Source organism: Psychrobacter nivimaris (assembly GCF_904846365.1).
GTDB lineage: Bacteria > Pseudomonadota > Gammaproteobacteria > Pseudomonadales > Moraxellaceae > Psychrobacter > Psychrobacter nivimaris_B.
The window spans coordinates 1-14,640 of record NZ_CAJHAL010000023.1; the positions used below are offsets into that span (position 1 = coordinate 1).

At 43.0% G+C, this 14,640-nt stretch carries 15 protein-coding genes and 1 pseudogene; 1 reads left to right on the forward strand and 15 read right to left on the reverse strand.

All coding sequences use genetic code 11. The features are described from left to right. The coding region (locus tag JMX63_RS10010) for a transposase (protein ID WP_201572224.1) at positions 1-460 on the reverse strand (460 nt) is incomplete at its 3' end. 101 nt (positions 461-561) lie between these two features. Continuing rightward, positions 562-933, reverse strand: coding sequence for an Hg(II)-responsive transcriptional regulator (merR, locus tag JMX63_RS10015; protein WP_033011277.1), 372 nt, complete (start codon positions 931-933; stop codon positions 562-564). 514 nt (positions 934-1,447) lie between these two features. Here merR and JMX63_RS10020 point away from each other — a divergent pair. Continuing rightward, a complete protein-coding gene (locus JMX63_RS10020; RefSeq protein WP_189586930.1) occupies positions 1,448-2,038 on the forward strand; it encodes a recombinase family protein in 591 nt (196 codons plus the stop codon). Between the two features lie 136 nt (positions 2,039-2,174). Here JMX63_RS10020 and JMX63_RS10025 read toward each other — a convergent pair. The 13 genes and pseudogenes from JMX63_RS10025 to JMX63_RS10080 form a co-directional block, all read right to left on the reverse strand. Further along, positions 2,175-2,270: pseudogene (locus JMX63_RS10025) on the reverse strand (putative quinol monooxygenase); the annotation flags it as partial. 188 nt (positions 2,271-2,458) lie between these two features. Next, positions 2,459-3,748, reverse strand: a complete 1,290-nt coding sequence (locus JMX63_RS10030) for an ATP-grasp domain-containing protein (protein ID WP_036599449.1) — start codon at positions 3,746-3,748, stop codon at positions 2,459-2,461. A gap of 90 nt (positions 3,749-3,838) precedes the next feature. Beyond that, positions 3,839-4,708, reverse strand: a complete 870-nt coding sequence (gene tatC / locus JMX63_RS10035) for a twin-arginine translocase subunit TatC (protein ID WP_011959994.1) — start codon at positions 4,706-4,708, stop codon at positions 3,839-3,841. Beyond that, on the reverse strand, positions 4,705-5,091 hold the full coding sequence (tatB, locus tag JMX63_RS10040) for a Sec-independent protein translocase protein TatB (RefSeq protein ID WP_011959993.1): 387 nt from the start codon (positions 5,089-5,091) through the stop codon (positions 4,705-4,707). The genes tatC and tatB overlap by 4 nt, the downstream gene beginning before the upstream one ends. Before the next feature lie 55 nt (positions 5,092-5,146). Then, positions 5,147-5,431: a Sec-independent protein translocase subunit TatA gene (gene tatA / locus JMX63_RS10045; protein ID WP_011959992.1), complete on the reverse strand. Its 285-nt coding sequence runs from the start codon at positions 5,429-5,431 to the stop codon at positions 5,147-5,149. Positions 5,432-5,511: 80 nt separating this feature from the next. Then, positions 5,512-8,121 carry a copper-transporting P-type ATPase gene (locus tag JMX63_RS10050; protein ID WP_201572227.1) on the reverse strand — a complete coding sequence of 870 codons (2,610 nt, stop codon included), beginning with the start codon at positions 8,119-8,121 and terminating at the stop codon, positions 5,512-5,514. Positions 8,122-8,259: 138 nt separating this feature from the next. Then, a complete protein-coding gene (locus JMX63_RS10055) occupies positions 8,260-8,415 on the reverse strand; it encodes a hypothetical protein (RefSeq protein ID WP_156770962.1) in 156 nt (51 codons plus the stop codon). A 98-nt stretch (positions 8,416-8,513) separates the two neighbouring features. Beyond that, positions 8,514-8,792 (reverse strand): DUF5676 family membrane protein, encoded by a 279-nt coding sequence (locus JMX63_RS14645; protein ID WP_102093205.1) that lies wholly within the window; start codon positions 8,790-8,792, stop codon positions 8,514-8,516. Between the two features lie 112 nt (positions 8,793-8,904). After that, positions 8,905-9,558 (reverse strand): methyltransferase family protein, encoded by a 654-nt coding sequence (locus JMX63_RS10060; protein WP_068037334.1) that lies wholly within the window; start codon positions 9,556-9,558, stop codon positions 8,905-8,907. Between the two features lie 129 nt (positions 9,559-9,687). Next, entirely contained in the window at positions 9,688-11,031 is a 1,344-nt protein-coding gene (locus tag JMX63_RS10065) for an APC family permease (protein WP_265088802.1), read from the reverse strand. A 145-nt stretch (positions 11,032-11,176) separates the two neighbouring features. Continuing rightward, positions 11,177-11,653, reverse strand: coding sequence for a DUF305 domain-containing protein (locus JMX63_RS10070; protein ID WP_201572229.1), 477 nt, complete (start codon positions 11,651-11,653; stop codon positions 11,177-11,179). 95 nt (positions 11,654-11,748) lie between these two features. Beyond that, on the reverse strand, positions 11,749-12,879 hold the full coding sequence (locus JMX63_RS10075) for a copper resistance protein B (RefSeq protein ID WP_093068430.1): 1,131 nt from the start codon (positions 12,877-12,879) through the stop codon (positions 11,749-11,751). A 25-nt stretch (positions 12,880-12,904) separates the two neighbouring features. After that, positions 12,905-14,605, reverse strand: coding sequence for a copper resistance system multicopper oxidase (locus JMX63_RS10080; protein ID WP_201572231.1), 1,701 nt, complete (start codon positions 14,603-14,605; stop codon positions 12,905-12,907). Between the last annotated feature and the right edge of the window lie 35 nt (positions 14,606-14,640).

Here is a 14,640-nt window from a genome sequence, read left to right on the forward strand (position 1 = left end):
TCTGCCAAGCGGTGATGTCATCCAAGATGTTGTCAGTGACTCTGGAAACCAAGCTGCTTGAGATGTCGACGTCGTAGATGTCCTTGATGGTTTCGACAATCTCAGTAGTGGTTTGACCTTTGGCGTAAAAGCTGATGATTTTGTCATCAAGACCTGAAATACGGGTTTGGTGCTTACTGACAAGTACAGGCTCAAAGCTACTGTCGCGGTCTCTTGGGGTGGAGATCTCAAGCTCGCCTGTGTCGCTACGGACTCTCTTTTTAGTGTGCCCATTGCGCTTATTAGGCCTGTCTGCCTTTTCATGCTTGGGGTAGCCGAGATGCTCTTCCATTTCTGCTTCTAGGGCAGTGTCGATGAAGGACTGCATGAGCTGCTTTTGAAAGTCTTTGATGTCATCGAAGCTTTTCATGCTGCTGGCCATTTGCTCAGCCAGTTTCTTGATGTCAGATTGGTTAGTCATTGCTTATTCTCCTGTTAGTGGATTATAAGCAGTTACACAAAGTTTGGGAAACTCTCATTGGATATGCTGTTTTAGTGGGAAATGGTAGTTAAGTGAATCATTTACTTCGGTTGCAACGAATCAATTATTGGGCAGTGGCTATCGTCATCATTATTTTGGCATTGTCCTAAATGTTCTTCCAAAGCGTGTTCTAACAACAACAAGTCAGCCATCTTTTTTTGTACTGCGATCAGTTTTTTATTAGCTAATTCTTGTACTTTACTACATGGACTATCGTTTAACGCAAGTAACCCTTCAATCTCATTTAGCGTAAAACCTAATTCTTGAGAACGCTTGATAAAATGTATTCTATTTACCGTTTCTTTCGGGTAATGTCTATAGCCCTGCATAGGCTTTGGTGGTTGTTTAATTAAGCCTTTGCGTTCATAAAAGCGAATTGTTTCGACATTTACACTCAGTTCTTTAGCCAACATACTTATGGTTCGTTTAGACACGTTATCAATTACCTTACTGACTTTTTGTTTACTTACTTTATATCTAATTAAAGTGACCATCAATGAATACCAGTTTAAACATCGCTAATTGATTTTGTTTTTTCTTCTATTAAATAAGTAAAGTTACCGTTGTTACAACAATATTAAACCACAACAATGTATGGTTTATCCTTTTTCATTATCAAAGTCCAAATTAGTGTTATTACATGCAGTTCTACATGAGTATACCCCAAGGAAACCAGTTATTTTACCCTTCAAACATATTAACAGACTACTCAAAATAGACTGTTAATATGGAACCATCTATAACAGACTTTAGAATTATAGGACTGGTTGCTGTGCTTTTTTCCTATCATTAGCCTATACCTAAAACGTAAATCCTCTAAACGATAATTTATCTATCAGTAGACTTGTTTCTAATATTAAATGATAGTAATATCTGTCTATTATCAATGAACATTAATTATTAAGTCTAAGTGATAGGGGTGGCGTTATGACTGTTCGTATTTATGTGAGAGCCAGTACTAAGGATCAAGACGCTAAGAGAGCCTTGTCTGACTTGATTAGCTTTAGCCAAAGCTATGATGATAAGCATGTTGAGTACGTTGAGCATTTCAGTGGTACGAAGCTTGATAGACCAGTACTCACTCTGTTACTCAATGACGCTGAGGAAGGCGATATTCTGTTGGTCGAAAGTGTGGATAGATTAAGCAGGCTATCTCAAGATGATTTTGCAATTCTAAAGCAGCGCATCAAAGACAAGGGCTTGCGATTGGTGGTGGCTGATCTACCAACTACGCATACGGTAAGTAAAGGCATGACAGGTGAGATCCTAACAGTGATTAACCATATGCTGATCGACTTATTAGCAACGATGGCAAAGCTTGATAACGATAAGCGTAGAGAGCGTATTAAGCAGGGGTTGGCGAACAGTGGTTATAAGCCCACTGGTAAGAAGCCTAATACAACGAAACACAATCGTATTAAAGAATTAGCCAGTCAAAACAATATGACAAAAGAGGAGATCGCTAAGGCGGTTGGTGTTGGGGTAGCTACGGTTTATCGGGTGTTAAAGCAGGGCTAGACGACACTATGTCGGAGGGTCTCCAAACCCGGTACGGTTCACTCAAAAAATAGGAGCTTAGAGCTCCCATTTTTATGTTAGCTTTCTAAGTCTCTATGTTAATTTGAAGAATACTTCATCATAACTCCGAATACAGCTATATTTTTTTGATTTCTACAATATCATTTGATTCAATTAGCGATTGGATATTACCAAATAAACTTTGAATATAATCAGACGCTATATGGATATCTGGTGGTGTTCTAAAAAGTATGCTGGCGATAGAAGTCAATAAGAAATCTATGCTAAGTTCTCTGATTCTATAGGGCTTTCAAGGCTTCAAAAATTGTTCAAGTTTTAATCAGCATACTTTTTGACACACCACCAATTAGTTAACCGGACTTATAACAGCCTAATGCCATCTAAATAAGACCTAGACGATCACACCTGAAAGACAGGCGCGAATCCACCGCCTGGCGTACGGAAGTTAGTCACCTGACCTTGATACACACGCGCAGCAGGTAGTAACAGTTTTCCGCCATACGTATAAAGACGTATATCTACCTTTCTTGTTGTTACGATGTCATCAATTTTGAGTGATCTCTCTCCTGCAGGGACAAAGGTCTGTGCGATATAATCTTCATCCAGAATGTTTTCGAAGACGCGTCGAGTCAGTTTGCTACCGCGATAAACGCCTTTGCTTCCATGACCAGCAACTGGCTTAAAAAACAGTTGCCGCCGAGTAAGCCACAACTCTGCTGCATCGTCTCTTGATACAATCTTAGTCCTCGGTACAGACCTTTCGAGGCACTCCACTGCAGCCTCATCCAGACCCCAAGAGCGCAATATTTGGGAGTCTGATAGCAATGTCAGGTTTTGCTTATTGGCCAACATAGCATGTACGCGGGGATTGGGTGTCACTACCACAGCACCCTCTAAATAAGCCTGCTTAAGCAATACATGGTCAGGGTCCTCAAATGCAAAGTCGACAAGCCGATTGTAAATCATATCGATTTTCTGGCCATGGGCTGTTAACGTACCGTCGATATACTCGAGTTCAGAGGGATCAAGTATCACAGTATCAATACCTCTAGCTTGGAGCAGTTGACAGGCTAACTCAAACTCTAAGAACATGAACTGACTCTCGGGGTCATTGTCCACAATGGCTATCCGATTGGGCATAGCAACAGCGGACTGTCGCTGCCATTCCTGTTTGAACATGTCAAACACTGCTTCCTCGAACCTATCTAGCATTTGATTGGTTGCAGCGCTTTGCTCTGAGGGGTTGCAACAGCGTTTTTGTGCGCGAGCGAGCAACACATTCAGAAATGCGCCACCGGCATTAGTATTGACCTCGATGAGCTGAGGTCCATCGCTACCCAAGTGAAAGTCATAACCCATGAGGGCCCCTATTGGGCCTGGGTCGAAAGCAGCTATTTCTGGTGCCCACGACAGCACTTGCTCTTGATACAATGGCAGTTCGGCAGCTGACTCGATAGCCCTGACGATTCGCTCCATCGCCTCTATCTCTGTTTTGGGAACGAACACGGGTGTTGCTGAAAAAAGCTTATTAAGCTCGTTCGCTCCTATTGGATTGTTTCTAGTTTCTACCAATTGATCTTGAAGGCTTGTATTAAGCGCTTTACGATCAAGGGTAATGCAGTAGCACTCTTGGTTAAGTCGATTTGCAAGACCGTCATTTTTTTCGTTGTTATTAGTTGGGTGTTCCATTTAGAGTCCGTCGCTAAGTAGAGTACTCACGCTGACATACTCTAGTAAAAAGTAAAAAGTAAAAAAGGTTCTTGGCGTGTTTAAGTAGTGCTAGCTACTTTCTAATGTTTCATTCCCTGAGACTAAATCATTATTTCGTTCATTTTTAATTAATATCTTTGCTAAGAGTAAACCCAGCTCAAATAATAGCCACATAGGAATCGCCAACAACAGCATTGATACACCATCAGGCGGTGTCACTACCGCGGCGATCCCAAAACAGCCGACTATGATATAACGACGCTTATCTTCTAAAATTTGAGTAGAAACGATTCCGGCCATTATCAGCAATAAGGTAACCACTGGAATCTCAAAAGTCAGTCCAAACACCATAAATAGCTTGAGGGCAAAGCTCAGATAACTGTCAATATCGGTCATTGGTATAACGTTCTGCGGAGCGAACATAATAAAAAATTTCAATACCCCTTTGAGTACGACAAAGTAGGAAAAAGCAACACCAGCATAAAATAGAAATATCGAAGATAGCAGTACAGGAATGGCAATTTTCTTCTCTTTTTTATATAAGCCGGAAGCTACAAATGACCAAATTTGATACAGGATATAAGGCATTGCTAAAAATGCGGCGACGAATATCGTTAAGCGAATGGGTGCCATAAAGTTTGACGTTATATCAGTGGCAATCATGGTCGAATTGATGGGTAACTGCGCCACTAATGGGTCTGATAAAAGATTATAAAGCTCGCGTGAAAATCCCACCAATACTAAGAATATAATTAAGACGACCACGCATATTCTTATTAAGTGCGTACGCAGCTCGATTAAATGTCCGGTAATAGGCATATCGCCAAGCGTACCTAACGTATCTCCAGACTCACTATTCTGTGTTGTATCTGTTGGCGCCTCAAACTCTATATCTGTTATTTTTTCTTGTCGACTTTTTTGCCGTTTAAATAGGCTCACTGATCCGCCTCCTGTTTAATGAACGAGGAGGTAGTATTCTGTTGATGGTCTTTAGCATAAGGGGTGATTGACTGATGTGAAGCGTCTAGGCTTTGGTTCTGTGACTGCTCAAACTTTTGCATACTGCCACGCATTTCTGCTAATTCGCGCTTCATATCCGACTCGGTCTGACGGATTTTCGCAAGTTCATTTTGCATTTGTTGACGTGTTTCAGCTAGATCAAGCTCAGCTTCTATTTCAGATTGTAGAGTGGATACTGTACGGCGCAGTTTGGCATACCATTGCCCAGCGGTACGTGCGGCTTGCGGCAGTTTTTCTGGGCCCAATACGATTAAAGCAATGACGCCAAACAAGAGTAATTCGGAAAACCCAATATCAAACATAACAGTCACATATATTAATAGACTACTTAGTGCCGCTATTTATAAGCGGCGCGCTTCATACTTTAGGCTGGTCATCAGTGGAAATAGGGCTGATTTCCATATCATCAGCCTGATTACCTACACGCGTATTTAAATCATTACTTGCAGCTGGCGTACTATTTTCATGGCTAAGCACATGATTTTTGCGAGCATTCTCGGGTTCTTCATCTTTGACCGCTTCTTTAAAACCCTTCACCGCACCGCCTAAATCTTTACCTGCATTTTTAAGCTTGGCAGTACCAAATACGACCACCACTACGACCAATAAAATCAGCCAATGTGTAATAGAAAAGCTGCCCATAACGGTATCCTTATATTTTGTGATCTTGTTTAGACCAGTATGTGTCAGTGTGCTTTAGAACACTTTTTACCGTACCAGAATTATAGTTTCAAACGGCGCAATCGCAGCGCGTTAGCAATCACCGAGAATGACGACAAGCTCATCGCTGCCGCTGCTATCATCGGACTGAGCAGAAGCCCAAATATGGGATAGAGCACACCTGCGGCAATAGGAACACCAAGTGCATTGTAGATAAAGGCAAAAAACAGATTCTGTCTGATATTGCGCATGGTGGCGCGGCTAAGCTTATAAGCTTTGGCAATGCCCATTAAATCACCTTTTAGCAGGGTAATGCCCGCACTCTCCATCGCCACATCGGTACCGGTTCCCATAGCGATACCAACATTAGCTTGCGCTAGCGCTGGTGCGTCGTTGATACCATCACCCGCCATAGCGACCAATTTACCGCTGTCTTGCATTTCTTTGACGATACGGTTTTTATCCTCTGGTGAGACATCCGCATGAACTTCATCAATACCTAGTTTATTGGCGACTGCCTGCGCGGTTTTTTCGTTGTCACCGGTTAGCATCACAACTTTTAAACCTGCGTCATGAAGCAGTGAAATAGCCTCTTTAGTGCTTGGTTTAATAGGGTCAGCAACTGAAATAATACCAGCAGCTTTACCGTCTATAGCCACAAACATTACCGTTTCACCGTCTTTTCTACGGACATCAGCTTTAGTGGACAGCTCATTATCAAAACTATTTAGGCTTTCCATAAGCTTAGAGTTACCAATAGCGACTTTCTTACCATCGACCACGGCTTGTACGCCTTCGCCAGTAGTCGAATTAAAGTCAGTAGCTTTAGGAATAATGAGTGATCTTTCTTGAGCTGCTCTAACGATAGCTTCTGCTAAAGGATGCTCGCTAGCGCTTTCTACTGAGGCTACCAATGCGAGGAACTCGTCTTCATCTTGACCTACCTGCGCATCAATTGCGGTAAGCTCGGGCTTACCAGCGGTCAGTGTTCCGGTCTTGTCGACGACAATGGTATCGACTTTTTCCATACTCTCTAACGCTTCAGCATTTTTGATGAGGACGCCGTTTTGCGCGCCTTTGCCGGTACCAACCATAATGGACATCGGCGTCGCTAGACCAAGGGCACAAGGACAAGCAATAATCAGTACCGCAATCGCGTTAACCAAAGCATAGGCCATAGCGGGCTCAGGGCCGAATATCGCCCAGACAATAAAGGTTATGATAGAGGTGACAATAACAATAGGTACGAACCAACCCGCCACTTGATCTACCAATTTCTGTATAGGTGCGCGGCTACGCTGGGCTTCAGCAACCATTTGTACAATTTTAGATAATACTGAATCTGCTCCAACATTGACCGCTTCGACTAATAGCGTTCCGGTGCCATTTACCGTACCACCAGTCACTGTATCTCCTGCTACTTTTGATACAGGGATTGGCTCACCCGTCACCATTGATTCATCAACATTACTATTACCATCGATCACTGTACCATCTACGGGTAGTTTCTCACCTGGTTTAACCCGTAGCTTATCGCCAGTGACGACCTCATCAAGCGAGACTTCGACTTCTTCACCGTTTTCATCGACACGTCTTGCGGTTGGTGGTGCGAGCTCAAGCAAAGCTCTAATCGCACCTGAAGTTTGACTTCTAGCTTTGAGCTCTAATACTTGACCCAGTAGCACCAAGGTCACAATGACCGCTGCCGCTTCATAGTAGACTCCGACTTGACCAGAGGCATCTCTGAAACTGTCTGGGAAAATATCGGGAAAAAAGGTCGCGACAATACTAAAAATATAAGCAGCGCCTACGCCTATCGCAATCAAGGTAAACATATTTAGATTGCGGCTTTTTATAGACTGCCAGCCACGGACGAAAAACGGGGCGGCGCCCCAAAGCACTACAGGGGTCGCGAGCACTAACTCAGCCCATTGTAAAACCTGTGAAGGTATACCATACTGACTAAAGTCAACTCCAAACATACCGCTCATCACATATATTAATAGCGGTACAGTCAACACGGTACATATCCAAAAACGACGAGTCATGTCGTCAAGCTCTGAGGTGTCCTCTTCACCGATAGTAAGCGTTTCGGGCTCAAGCGCCATACCACATATCGGACAACCGCTATTTCTAACGTCTCTCACTTCAGGATGCATAGGACAGGTATATACCGTGCCATCGTAATCAGCAGGTACTTTATCGTATTTACCGCCTTTAACAGATTTTACTCCGCTACTATCAGTATCCTTTCCATGACAGCTAGCGTGACTATCATCTTTAGCAACTTCGTCTTCAGGTTTAAGAAACATGCCACATATTGGGCAGTCACTTTTTTCAACATCTCTTACTTCTGGATGCATAGGACAAATATAAATCGTGCCGCTATAATTTTCCGGTATCTTGTCGTACTTATTGCCTTCGACAGAATTTACCTCATTACTATTATTAGCATCCGCTCCATGACAATGCGCATGACTATCTTCATGGTTGTTGGATTCAGCAACCTCGTCTTCAGGTTTAAGAAACATGCCGCATATCGGACAATTGCTCTTTTCAGTATCTCTAACCTCAGGATGCATCGGGCAGATATAAACCGTACCACTATAATTTTCTGGTACTTTATCGTACTGACCACCTTTGATAGATTTTTCATCGGCAATATGTTTCATAAAACCACTCCTTGAAGACAATAAATATTTATAATAAGTACAACTCTTAAAGCACTATCATCAATCCTCGATTGCTATTCATCTAATCATTAATCTAAAAACCTCTAAAAAATAATTTCTATACTTTTCAATTGGAATTTAGTTTTTATCACGCAAATACTTGAGCAGTGCCATGATTGTTAGTACTAGTACTGCGAAAAATAGTAGGGTGAATAACAAACAGATAAGCATCATAACCCAGCCCATGCCATACATCATTGAGCCGTTCATCATGCCATGCATTGACCCATTCATTATGATTTCTCCTCAGTCTAAACTATGATCACTCCAACTCTTCAATTAATTTTTACTCGAACCGAAGAGGTTTACTGACTGTTAATATATCAATATCTTTAGCGCACTTTGGCGAACCAACGGTATAATGGCACGAATAAGATTGCGAAATACCAACCGTAAAGATACGATTCGACAAACCCAATTAGAAAACCTGTCCACGTCAACCACTCAAAGCCAGGTAGCAGAGGCGCCCAAGCTTCATGCATACTTATCTGTTCGGGTGCAAGTAAGCCAAAGCCTATGCATAACAGGTAACTAATGAGTAGAAACAACGATACACTGTTGCCAACAGGGGCAATCCTTAAAGTACTTGTTGTTAAGTTTGATTTGACCATCTTAGTAATCCTCACTATTGTATGATGTGGTTCAAGCTCAAGATAACCAATCGTATCTAACCATGCTAACTCTAAGGATTTGTATGAATTAAAGCTTTATCCTGTATTGATATTACTTTTTAACTCGTGCGGCGGCGGCAAGTTGACGCCATTGACCCCATTGAGGAATAAACATTGGCACTTGCTGTTTGTAAGCAAGGTAGTCTTTACCAAACTCTTCAAACATATGCCGTTCCTCACGTCGAGCTAACCATGTGTATACAAGCACAATCACTGGAAACAGACCGATTGAAAACAGAGTTGGCCAATGCACCACACCCTCACCGAACAGTGCAATAAACAACCCGGTGTACTGAGGATGACGTACGTAGGCATAGAGTCCATCAGTTACTAAACGATTTTCCCCTCGTGCTTTGTGGACTTGGCGCCAACCTTGAGCAAAAAGACCGACTCCTAAAAATGCAATAGCATAGCCGAGTAGCATTGAGATCATCATGCCTGTCTCACCTAAACCAACAAGGGTCGACCATAAGCTAGCGCTGACATATTGGCTGTCCAAACCAAAAAACCGTACTAATAAATATATAGTAAGCGGAAAGCCATACATTTCTGCGTAAAGTGCAATAATGAAAGCCTGAACTACACCAGCACCCGCCCATTCACGCCAGTTCTTTGGTGCGAAATAACGGTAAAAGAACCAAGAAATCAGAACAATAACAATTAGTGCGAGACCCCAAGTTCCAGCGTGATTAAATGACTCATTCATAGCTTACTTTCCCTGTTGTCTTTATGAATATCGTATTGCATGAAATCAATTCTTGAAGATAGTAAGCAGACGCTTAAATCTATGCAATTTTTAACCAAACAATTTTCTGTAAACTCTTTGATGTTACTGTCAATGATGGTCTGCAAGCGTATCTTTTTCGATAGCTTTTTTCCTCGCTGAAGATTTCAGGTAAACCTGCTCAGCCACAGCAATCACTACAATAGTGACGACTGCTACGCCAAGTACGAATGGATCTGAGTTTAGTTTAATCCAGACAAAACCGCCGAGAACCAACAGGTCAAGAAGTATGGCCACTATAGGCACCCACATCACCGCCTTTATATCCTGACGAAGGTATCGCAAAACACCCCAATGAATGGCGATATCCATAATTAGATAGAAAACAATGCCAAGCGCTGCAATTCGTGATAAGTCAAATAACGTCGTAAAAGCTAAACCCAACACCACAGTATAGACCAACGTATGTTTTTGAACGCTTCCCGGCATTCCCAAATGACGATGAGGCACCAGCTTCATCTCAGTCAACATAGCAAGCATACGAGAGACTGCGAAGATGCTAGCAAGGAGGCCGCCAGCGGTAGCTACCATTGCGATTGCAACTGTGAACCATAGACCATAGTCGCCAAGTGCTGGGCGTGCGGCGGCAGCCAAGGAGTAATCTTTAGTTTCGATGATTTCGGCAAGAGATAGATTACTAGACACCGCTAAACCGACTAGAGTGTAAATAACTACGCATATTGCGATTGATATTACAATGGCACGGCCGACGTTGCGATGAGGATTTTTTACTTCCGAGCCACTGTTGGTAATCGTGGTAAAGCCTTTAAATGCCAGTATGCCTAGCGCCGTTGCGCCAAGAAAGTCACCAACAGTATTAGTGTCACCTAATGTAGAAGAATCAACTGCAAAGCTATCAGCTAGCCAGATACCAACCAACCCGAATATAAGAATACCGACAATTTTTATAATACCGATAACCGATGCAACCCCCTGAATCCAACGATTACCAAGTAAATTGATAAAGAACGCAGCAAGAATAAGCGCGGCGCCAAGGATGGATACCATGCGACCGCTGTCATCGCCACCGAATAACTGCATAGTGTATGACCCGAACGTCCGGGCCAAAAAGCTCTGCGCTATAACCATGGAGAAATACATCAGCATGGCATTAAATCCAGTCGGTAAACGATCTCCGTATGCCTGATGCAGGTACATTGCAACACCGCCAGCCGACGGGTAAGCGTTAGAGATTTTGATATAAGAATAGGCACTAAAAGAAACAACGATTGCGGCGGCTAGAAAAGCAAGTGGGAAAAGCGAACCCGTCATCTGAGCCATCTGACCGGTCAGAGCGAAAATACCAGCACCGATCATGACACCGGTACCTAGCATAACTGTTCCTGATAATGTCAAACTATCCTTCTGATAGCGAGTCGTTCTATCTTGCTTCATACTTATTCGACCTTAATCTATTTCTTCGTAGAACTTCAGTTTTACAGGTTATTTTTGAAGTAAGGAGTAGGTATAGTTAGAATTAAAAGACGCGATATAGTAAATAGTTTTTAAAGAAGAGCTTACTTATTGGTATCATAATATATTATTCCAACTCATCAATAAGTGCTTGCATCTCACCGATTTCACGCTTTTGTGCTTCGATAATGTCATCAGCAAGCTGACGTACACGTGGATCTTCGATATCAGCACGCGAACTGGTCAAAATAGCAATCGAGTGATGCGGTATCATCGCCTGCATCCAATCCACTTGATCGACCGTTTGTTGTGATCTAACGCCCCATAAACCAAAGGCAAATAGCACGACACTAATCCCATAAACCATTAGATTGACCTTAGTCTTTTTATACATATTGGTCATAAAGGCGAGCATAATAATAGCCATCATAGCGCCCATATACAGCGCCATATAAGCTCGGGTTTCACTAAAGTAAATATGATCCCACTGATAGGTGTTAAAATACATCATGATAAACATCACCACTGTCGATGTTAAAATCATGATTGTGAACTTTACATAAGGGTTCATTTGCTTCTGTTTATTATCCATATGGTTATTCATATTCTTGTCCTTAATTTAGTAAAAAGGCACCTAAATAAAGAGGTGCCTTTTTTTAGAGCTAGTGTTATAAACTGTTGTTACTTACATGGTTAACACTAGAACCAAAACATCACACCAGCAGTCAGACTATTAGAATCAACGTCTTCGTCCTCTTGACGACGTAAGTCTCGCGCATCACCCAAGGCGCTCTTGTAGCTGAAACCAACATAAGGCGCGAGCTGACGACTGAATGTCTCATAAGCCAGCCTAACTTCAGCTTCAAACTCATTAAATCCTTTAGTAATACCGTTATCGGTATCATCTTTACTAAAGGCAGTCAGCTCCAGCTCTGGTCTGACCACCCAACGCTGATCTAAGCGCCACTCGTACGCTGTCCCAAGATCAAGCTGGACTTGACCATCAGTATATAGATAAGCTCTTGCGTCAGTCTCAACGAAGTACGGCGCCGTACCAACAATGCCTGCCATGATTGCGGACTTATCGTTTTCAGTATTATAAGCAATACCCGCTTCTCCATTCCAGAAGATACCGAGCGGCTTCCAATAAGCGAGTGAGGTTAAGCTATCAATTTCTTTATCATCGTTAGTTTGAGCACTACCTTCACTGCGTAGAGTGACACGATTACTATCAGTACCGTACCACGTATCAAACTCAAAATCGATTTGGTCATTCTCAAACTGATAGCCCAAAGTTTCTACTGACACACCCCATAACGGTAAGCTATCCATCATCACAGGCTTACCAAAGCGACCATAGGGAACACCGTTCGAGTAGTCAGGGCTTCGAGCATCAGCTGGAGCTTTACCACCTTGCATACCTCCTGACATATCCATACTGCCATGGTCCATACCTGACATGTCCATACTACTGTGATCCATACCTGACATATCGCCCGACATATCCATGCCACTATGATCCATATCTGACATGTCACCTGACATATCCATACCACTGTGATCCATATCCGACATATCGCCTGACATATCCATACCACTATGATCCATATCCGACATATCGCCTGACATATCCATGCCACTATGGTCCATATCTGACATATTGCCCGACATATCCATGCTGCTGTGATCCATATCTGACATATCCATACCAGACATGTCCATACTGCCATGATCCATGTTCGACATCTCAGCAGCGTTTGCTAAAGGTGACATTAGTAGCATCAAAGATGACATGCCAATAAACGGTAGACCTACTTTATATATTTTCATAATAAGGCTCATATTCGAAGGTTTATTAAACAACGGCAACTTCTCTAAACATCCCGGCTTCCATATGATAGAGCAGATGACAATGCCATGCCCAGCGACCAGCTTCTCCTGTGACATCAAAGCTAATTTTTTGCGCTGGTTGCACCATTATCGTATGTTTGCGAACTTGAAAATCGCCATCAGGCGTGCGCAAATCGCTCCACATACCATGCAGATGCATAGGGTGGTTCATCATAGTGTCATTGACTAAGGTAATACGCACACGCTCGCCCGGTTTGATATTGACAGGCGGCGCATCCTTAAACATGATGCCGTCGAGTGCCCAGATATAGCGCTCCATATTACCGGTTAGATGTATTTCAATCTCTCGAGTGGGCTTGCGCTGCTCGGCCATTATTTCATTGCCAACAGAATGCAGTTGGTTATAGGTTAAAACCTTACGATTAATATCACGCAAATTAATACCCGGATCATCGAGATTCATCCGTGGACTATCGACGCGCATATCTGTCTTAAAGTCATATTCGGTCTTAGCATGACGGGCATCATAGCCATTAGCACCCATAGCCCCCATCATATCGGACATAGTTAGCCACTCAACATCATCCATAGCAGGTATGGCAGCGCGAGCGCCTCTTTTAGTGGCAAGCGTGGTTGCGACAAAGCCGGTGCGATCGATGTTTTGGGCAAATATGGTATGCGCGTCACGGGTTGGGGTGACGATGACGTCATAAGTCTCGGCCACCCCGATACGGAAGTCATCGACATCAACGGGCGCGACATCAATCCCATCCGTCGCGACGACTTTCATTTTTAGGCCGGGGATGCGTACATCAAATATCGTCTGCGCGGAGCCATTGATAAAGCGTAGTTTGACAGGCTGACCGGCTTTGACCAATTGCGACCAGTTAGCCGCTGTCGTTTTACCATTCATAAGATAAGTAAACGTGGTCTCACCAGATAAATCAGTAAAATCAGTCGGCATCATGCGCATCTGGTTCCACATTTTACGTTTATCATAAGCCGCCTCAAGATCCGTAGCGGCAATATCGGACAATAGCTTTTTAAAGTCTGGCAGATGATAATTATCAAAGTCAGCACGCTGCTTAAGTAGTTTTAGCAGATTATGCGGATCGCGATGCGTCCAATCACTAAGCAGGATAACGTGATCTTCCTCAATAGGATAGCGTTCGCGCCCTTTAGGTTCAATCACAATAGCCCCGCGCATACCGGTTTGTTCTTGGAATCCAGTGTGCGAGTGATACCAATAAGTGCCTGACTGTGTCAGTTTAAATTTGTACGTGAAGGTGCTACCCGCAGGAATACCATCAAAGCTGATACCCGGTACGCCATCCATCTCAAACGGCACTAAGAGGCCATGCCAGTGAATAGAGGTCGACTCATTCAGCTGATTATGGACTCGAATGGTGACCGTATCGCCTTCTTGCATCTTAAGCGTTGGCGCAGGCAGTGAGTCATTTATCAGCGTTGCCATGCTTGACTTGCCGTTGACCGTTATCATCTTCTCACTGACATAAAGATCAAACTCTTTGCCTGTCAGTATAGGTACTTTATGATCGGGTTTATCACTGTTAATGACGGCATTTTTTTGATTTGCACCCAACGCACTATTGGCAATGGTTGGTAACGTCGATAGCATAGACGCGCCAAGTAGCGTAGATGACCCTGTCAAAAAACGCCTGCGGTTAAATCTGTTTTTATTCATAATATTGACCTAAGTTAATCCATGAAATGAGAGTT

Excerpts from the sequence above, each read along its gene's own strand:
- merR (WP_033011277.1), bottom strand. The coding sequence starts at position 933 with ATGTTGGCTAAAGAACTGAGTGTAAATGTCGAAACAATTCGCTTTTAT.
- JMX63_RS10020 (WP_189586930.1), top strand. The coding sequence starts at position 1,448 with ATGACTGTTCGTATTTATGTGAGAGCCAGTACTAAGGATCAAGACGCT.
- JMX63_RS10030 (WP_036599449.1), bottom strand. The coding sequence starts at position 3,748 with ATGGAACACCCAACTAATAACAACGAAAAAAATGACGGTCTTGCAAAT.
- tatB (WP_011959993.1), bottom strand. The coding sequence starts at position 5,091 with ATGTTTGATATTGGGTTTTCCGAATTACTCTTGTTTGGCGTCATTGCT.
- tatA (WP_011959992.1), bottom strand. The coding sequence starts at position 5,431 with ATGGGCAGCTTTTCTATTACACATTGGCTGATTTTATTGGTCGTAGTG.
- JMX63_RS10050 (WP_201572227.1), bottom strand. The coding sequence starts at position 8,121 with ATGAAACATATTGCCGATGAAAAATCTATCAAAGGTGGTCAGTACGAT.
- JMX63_RS10055 (WP_156770962.1), bottom strand. The coding sequence starts at position 8,415 with ATGAATGGGTCAATGCATGGCATGATGAACGGCTCAATGATGTATGGC.
- JMX63_RS14645 (WP_102093205.1), bottom strand. The coding sequence starts at position 8,792 with ATGGTCAAATCAAACTTAACAACAAGTACTTTAAGGATTGCCCCTGTT.
- JMX63_RS10060 (WP_068037334.1), bottom strand. The coding sequence starts at position 9,558 with ATGAATGAGTCATTTAATCACGCTGGAACTTGGGGTCTCGCACTAATT.
- JMX63_RS10065 (WP_265088802.1), bottom strand. The coding sequence starts at position 11,031 with ATGAAGCAAGATAGAACGACTCGCTATCAGAAGGATAGTTTGACATTA.
- JMX63_RS10070 (WP_201572229.1), bottom strand. The coding sequence starts at position 11,653 with ATGAATAACCATATGGATAATAAACAGAAGCAAATGAACCCTTATGTA.
- JMX63_RS10075 (WP_093068430.1), bottom strand. The coding sequence starts at position 12,879 with ATGAAAATATATAAAGTAGGTCTACCGTTTATTGGCATGTCATCTTTG.
- JMX63_RS10080 (WP_201572231.1), bottom strand. The coding sequence starts at position 14,605 with ATGAATAAAAACAGATTTAACCGCAGGCGTTTTTTGACAGGGTCATCT.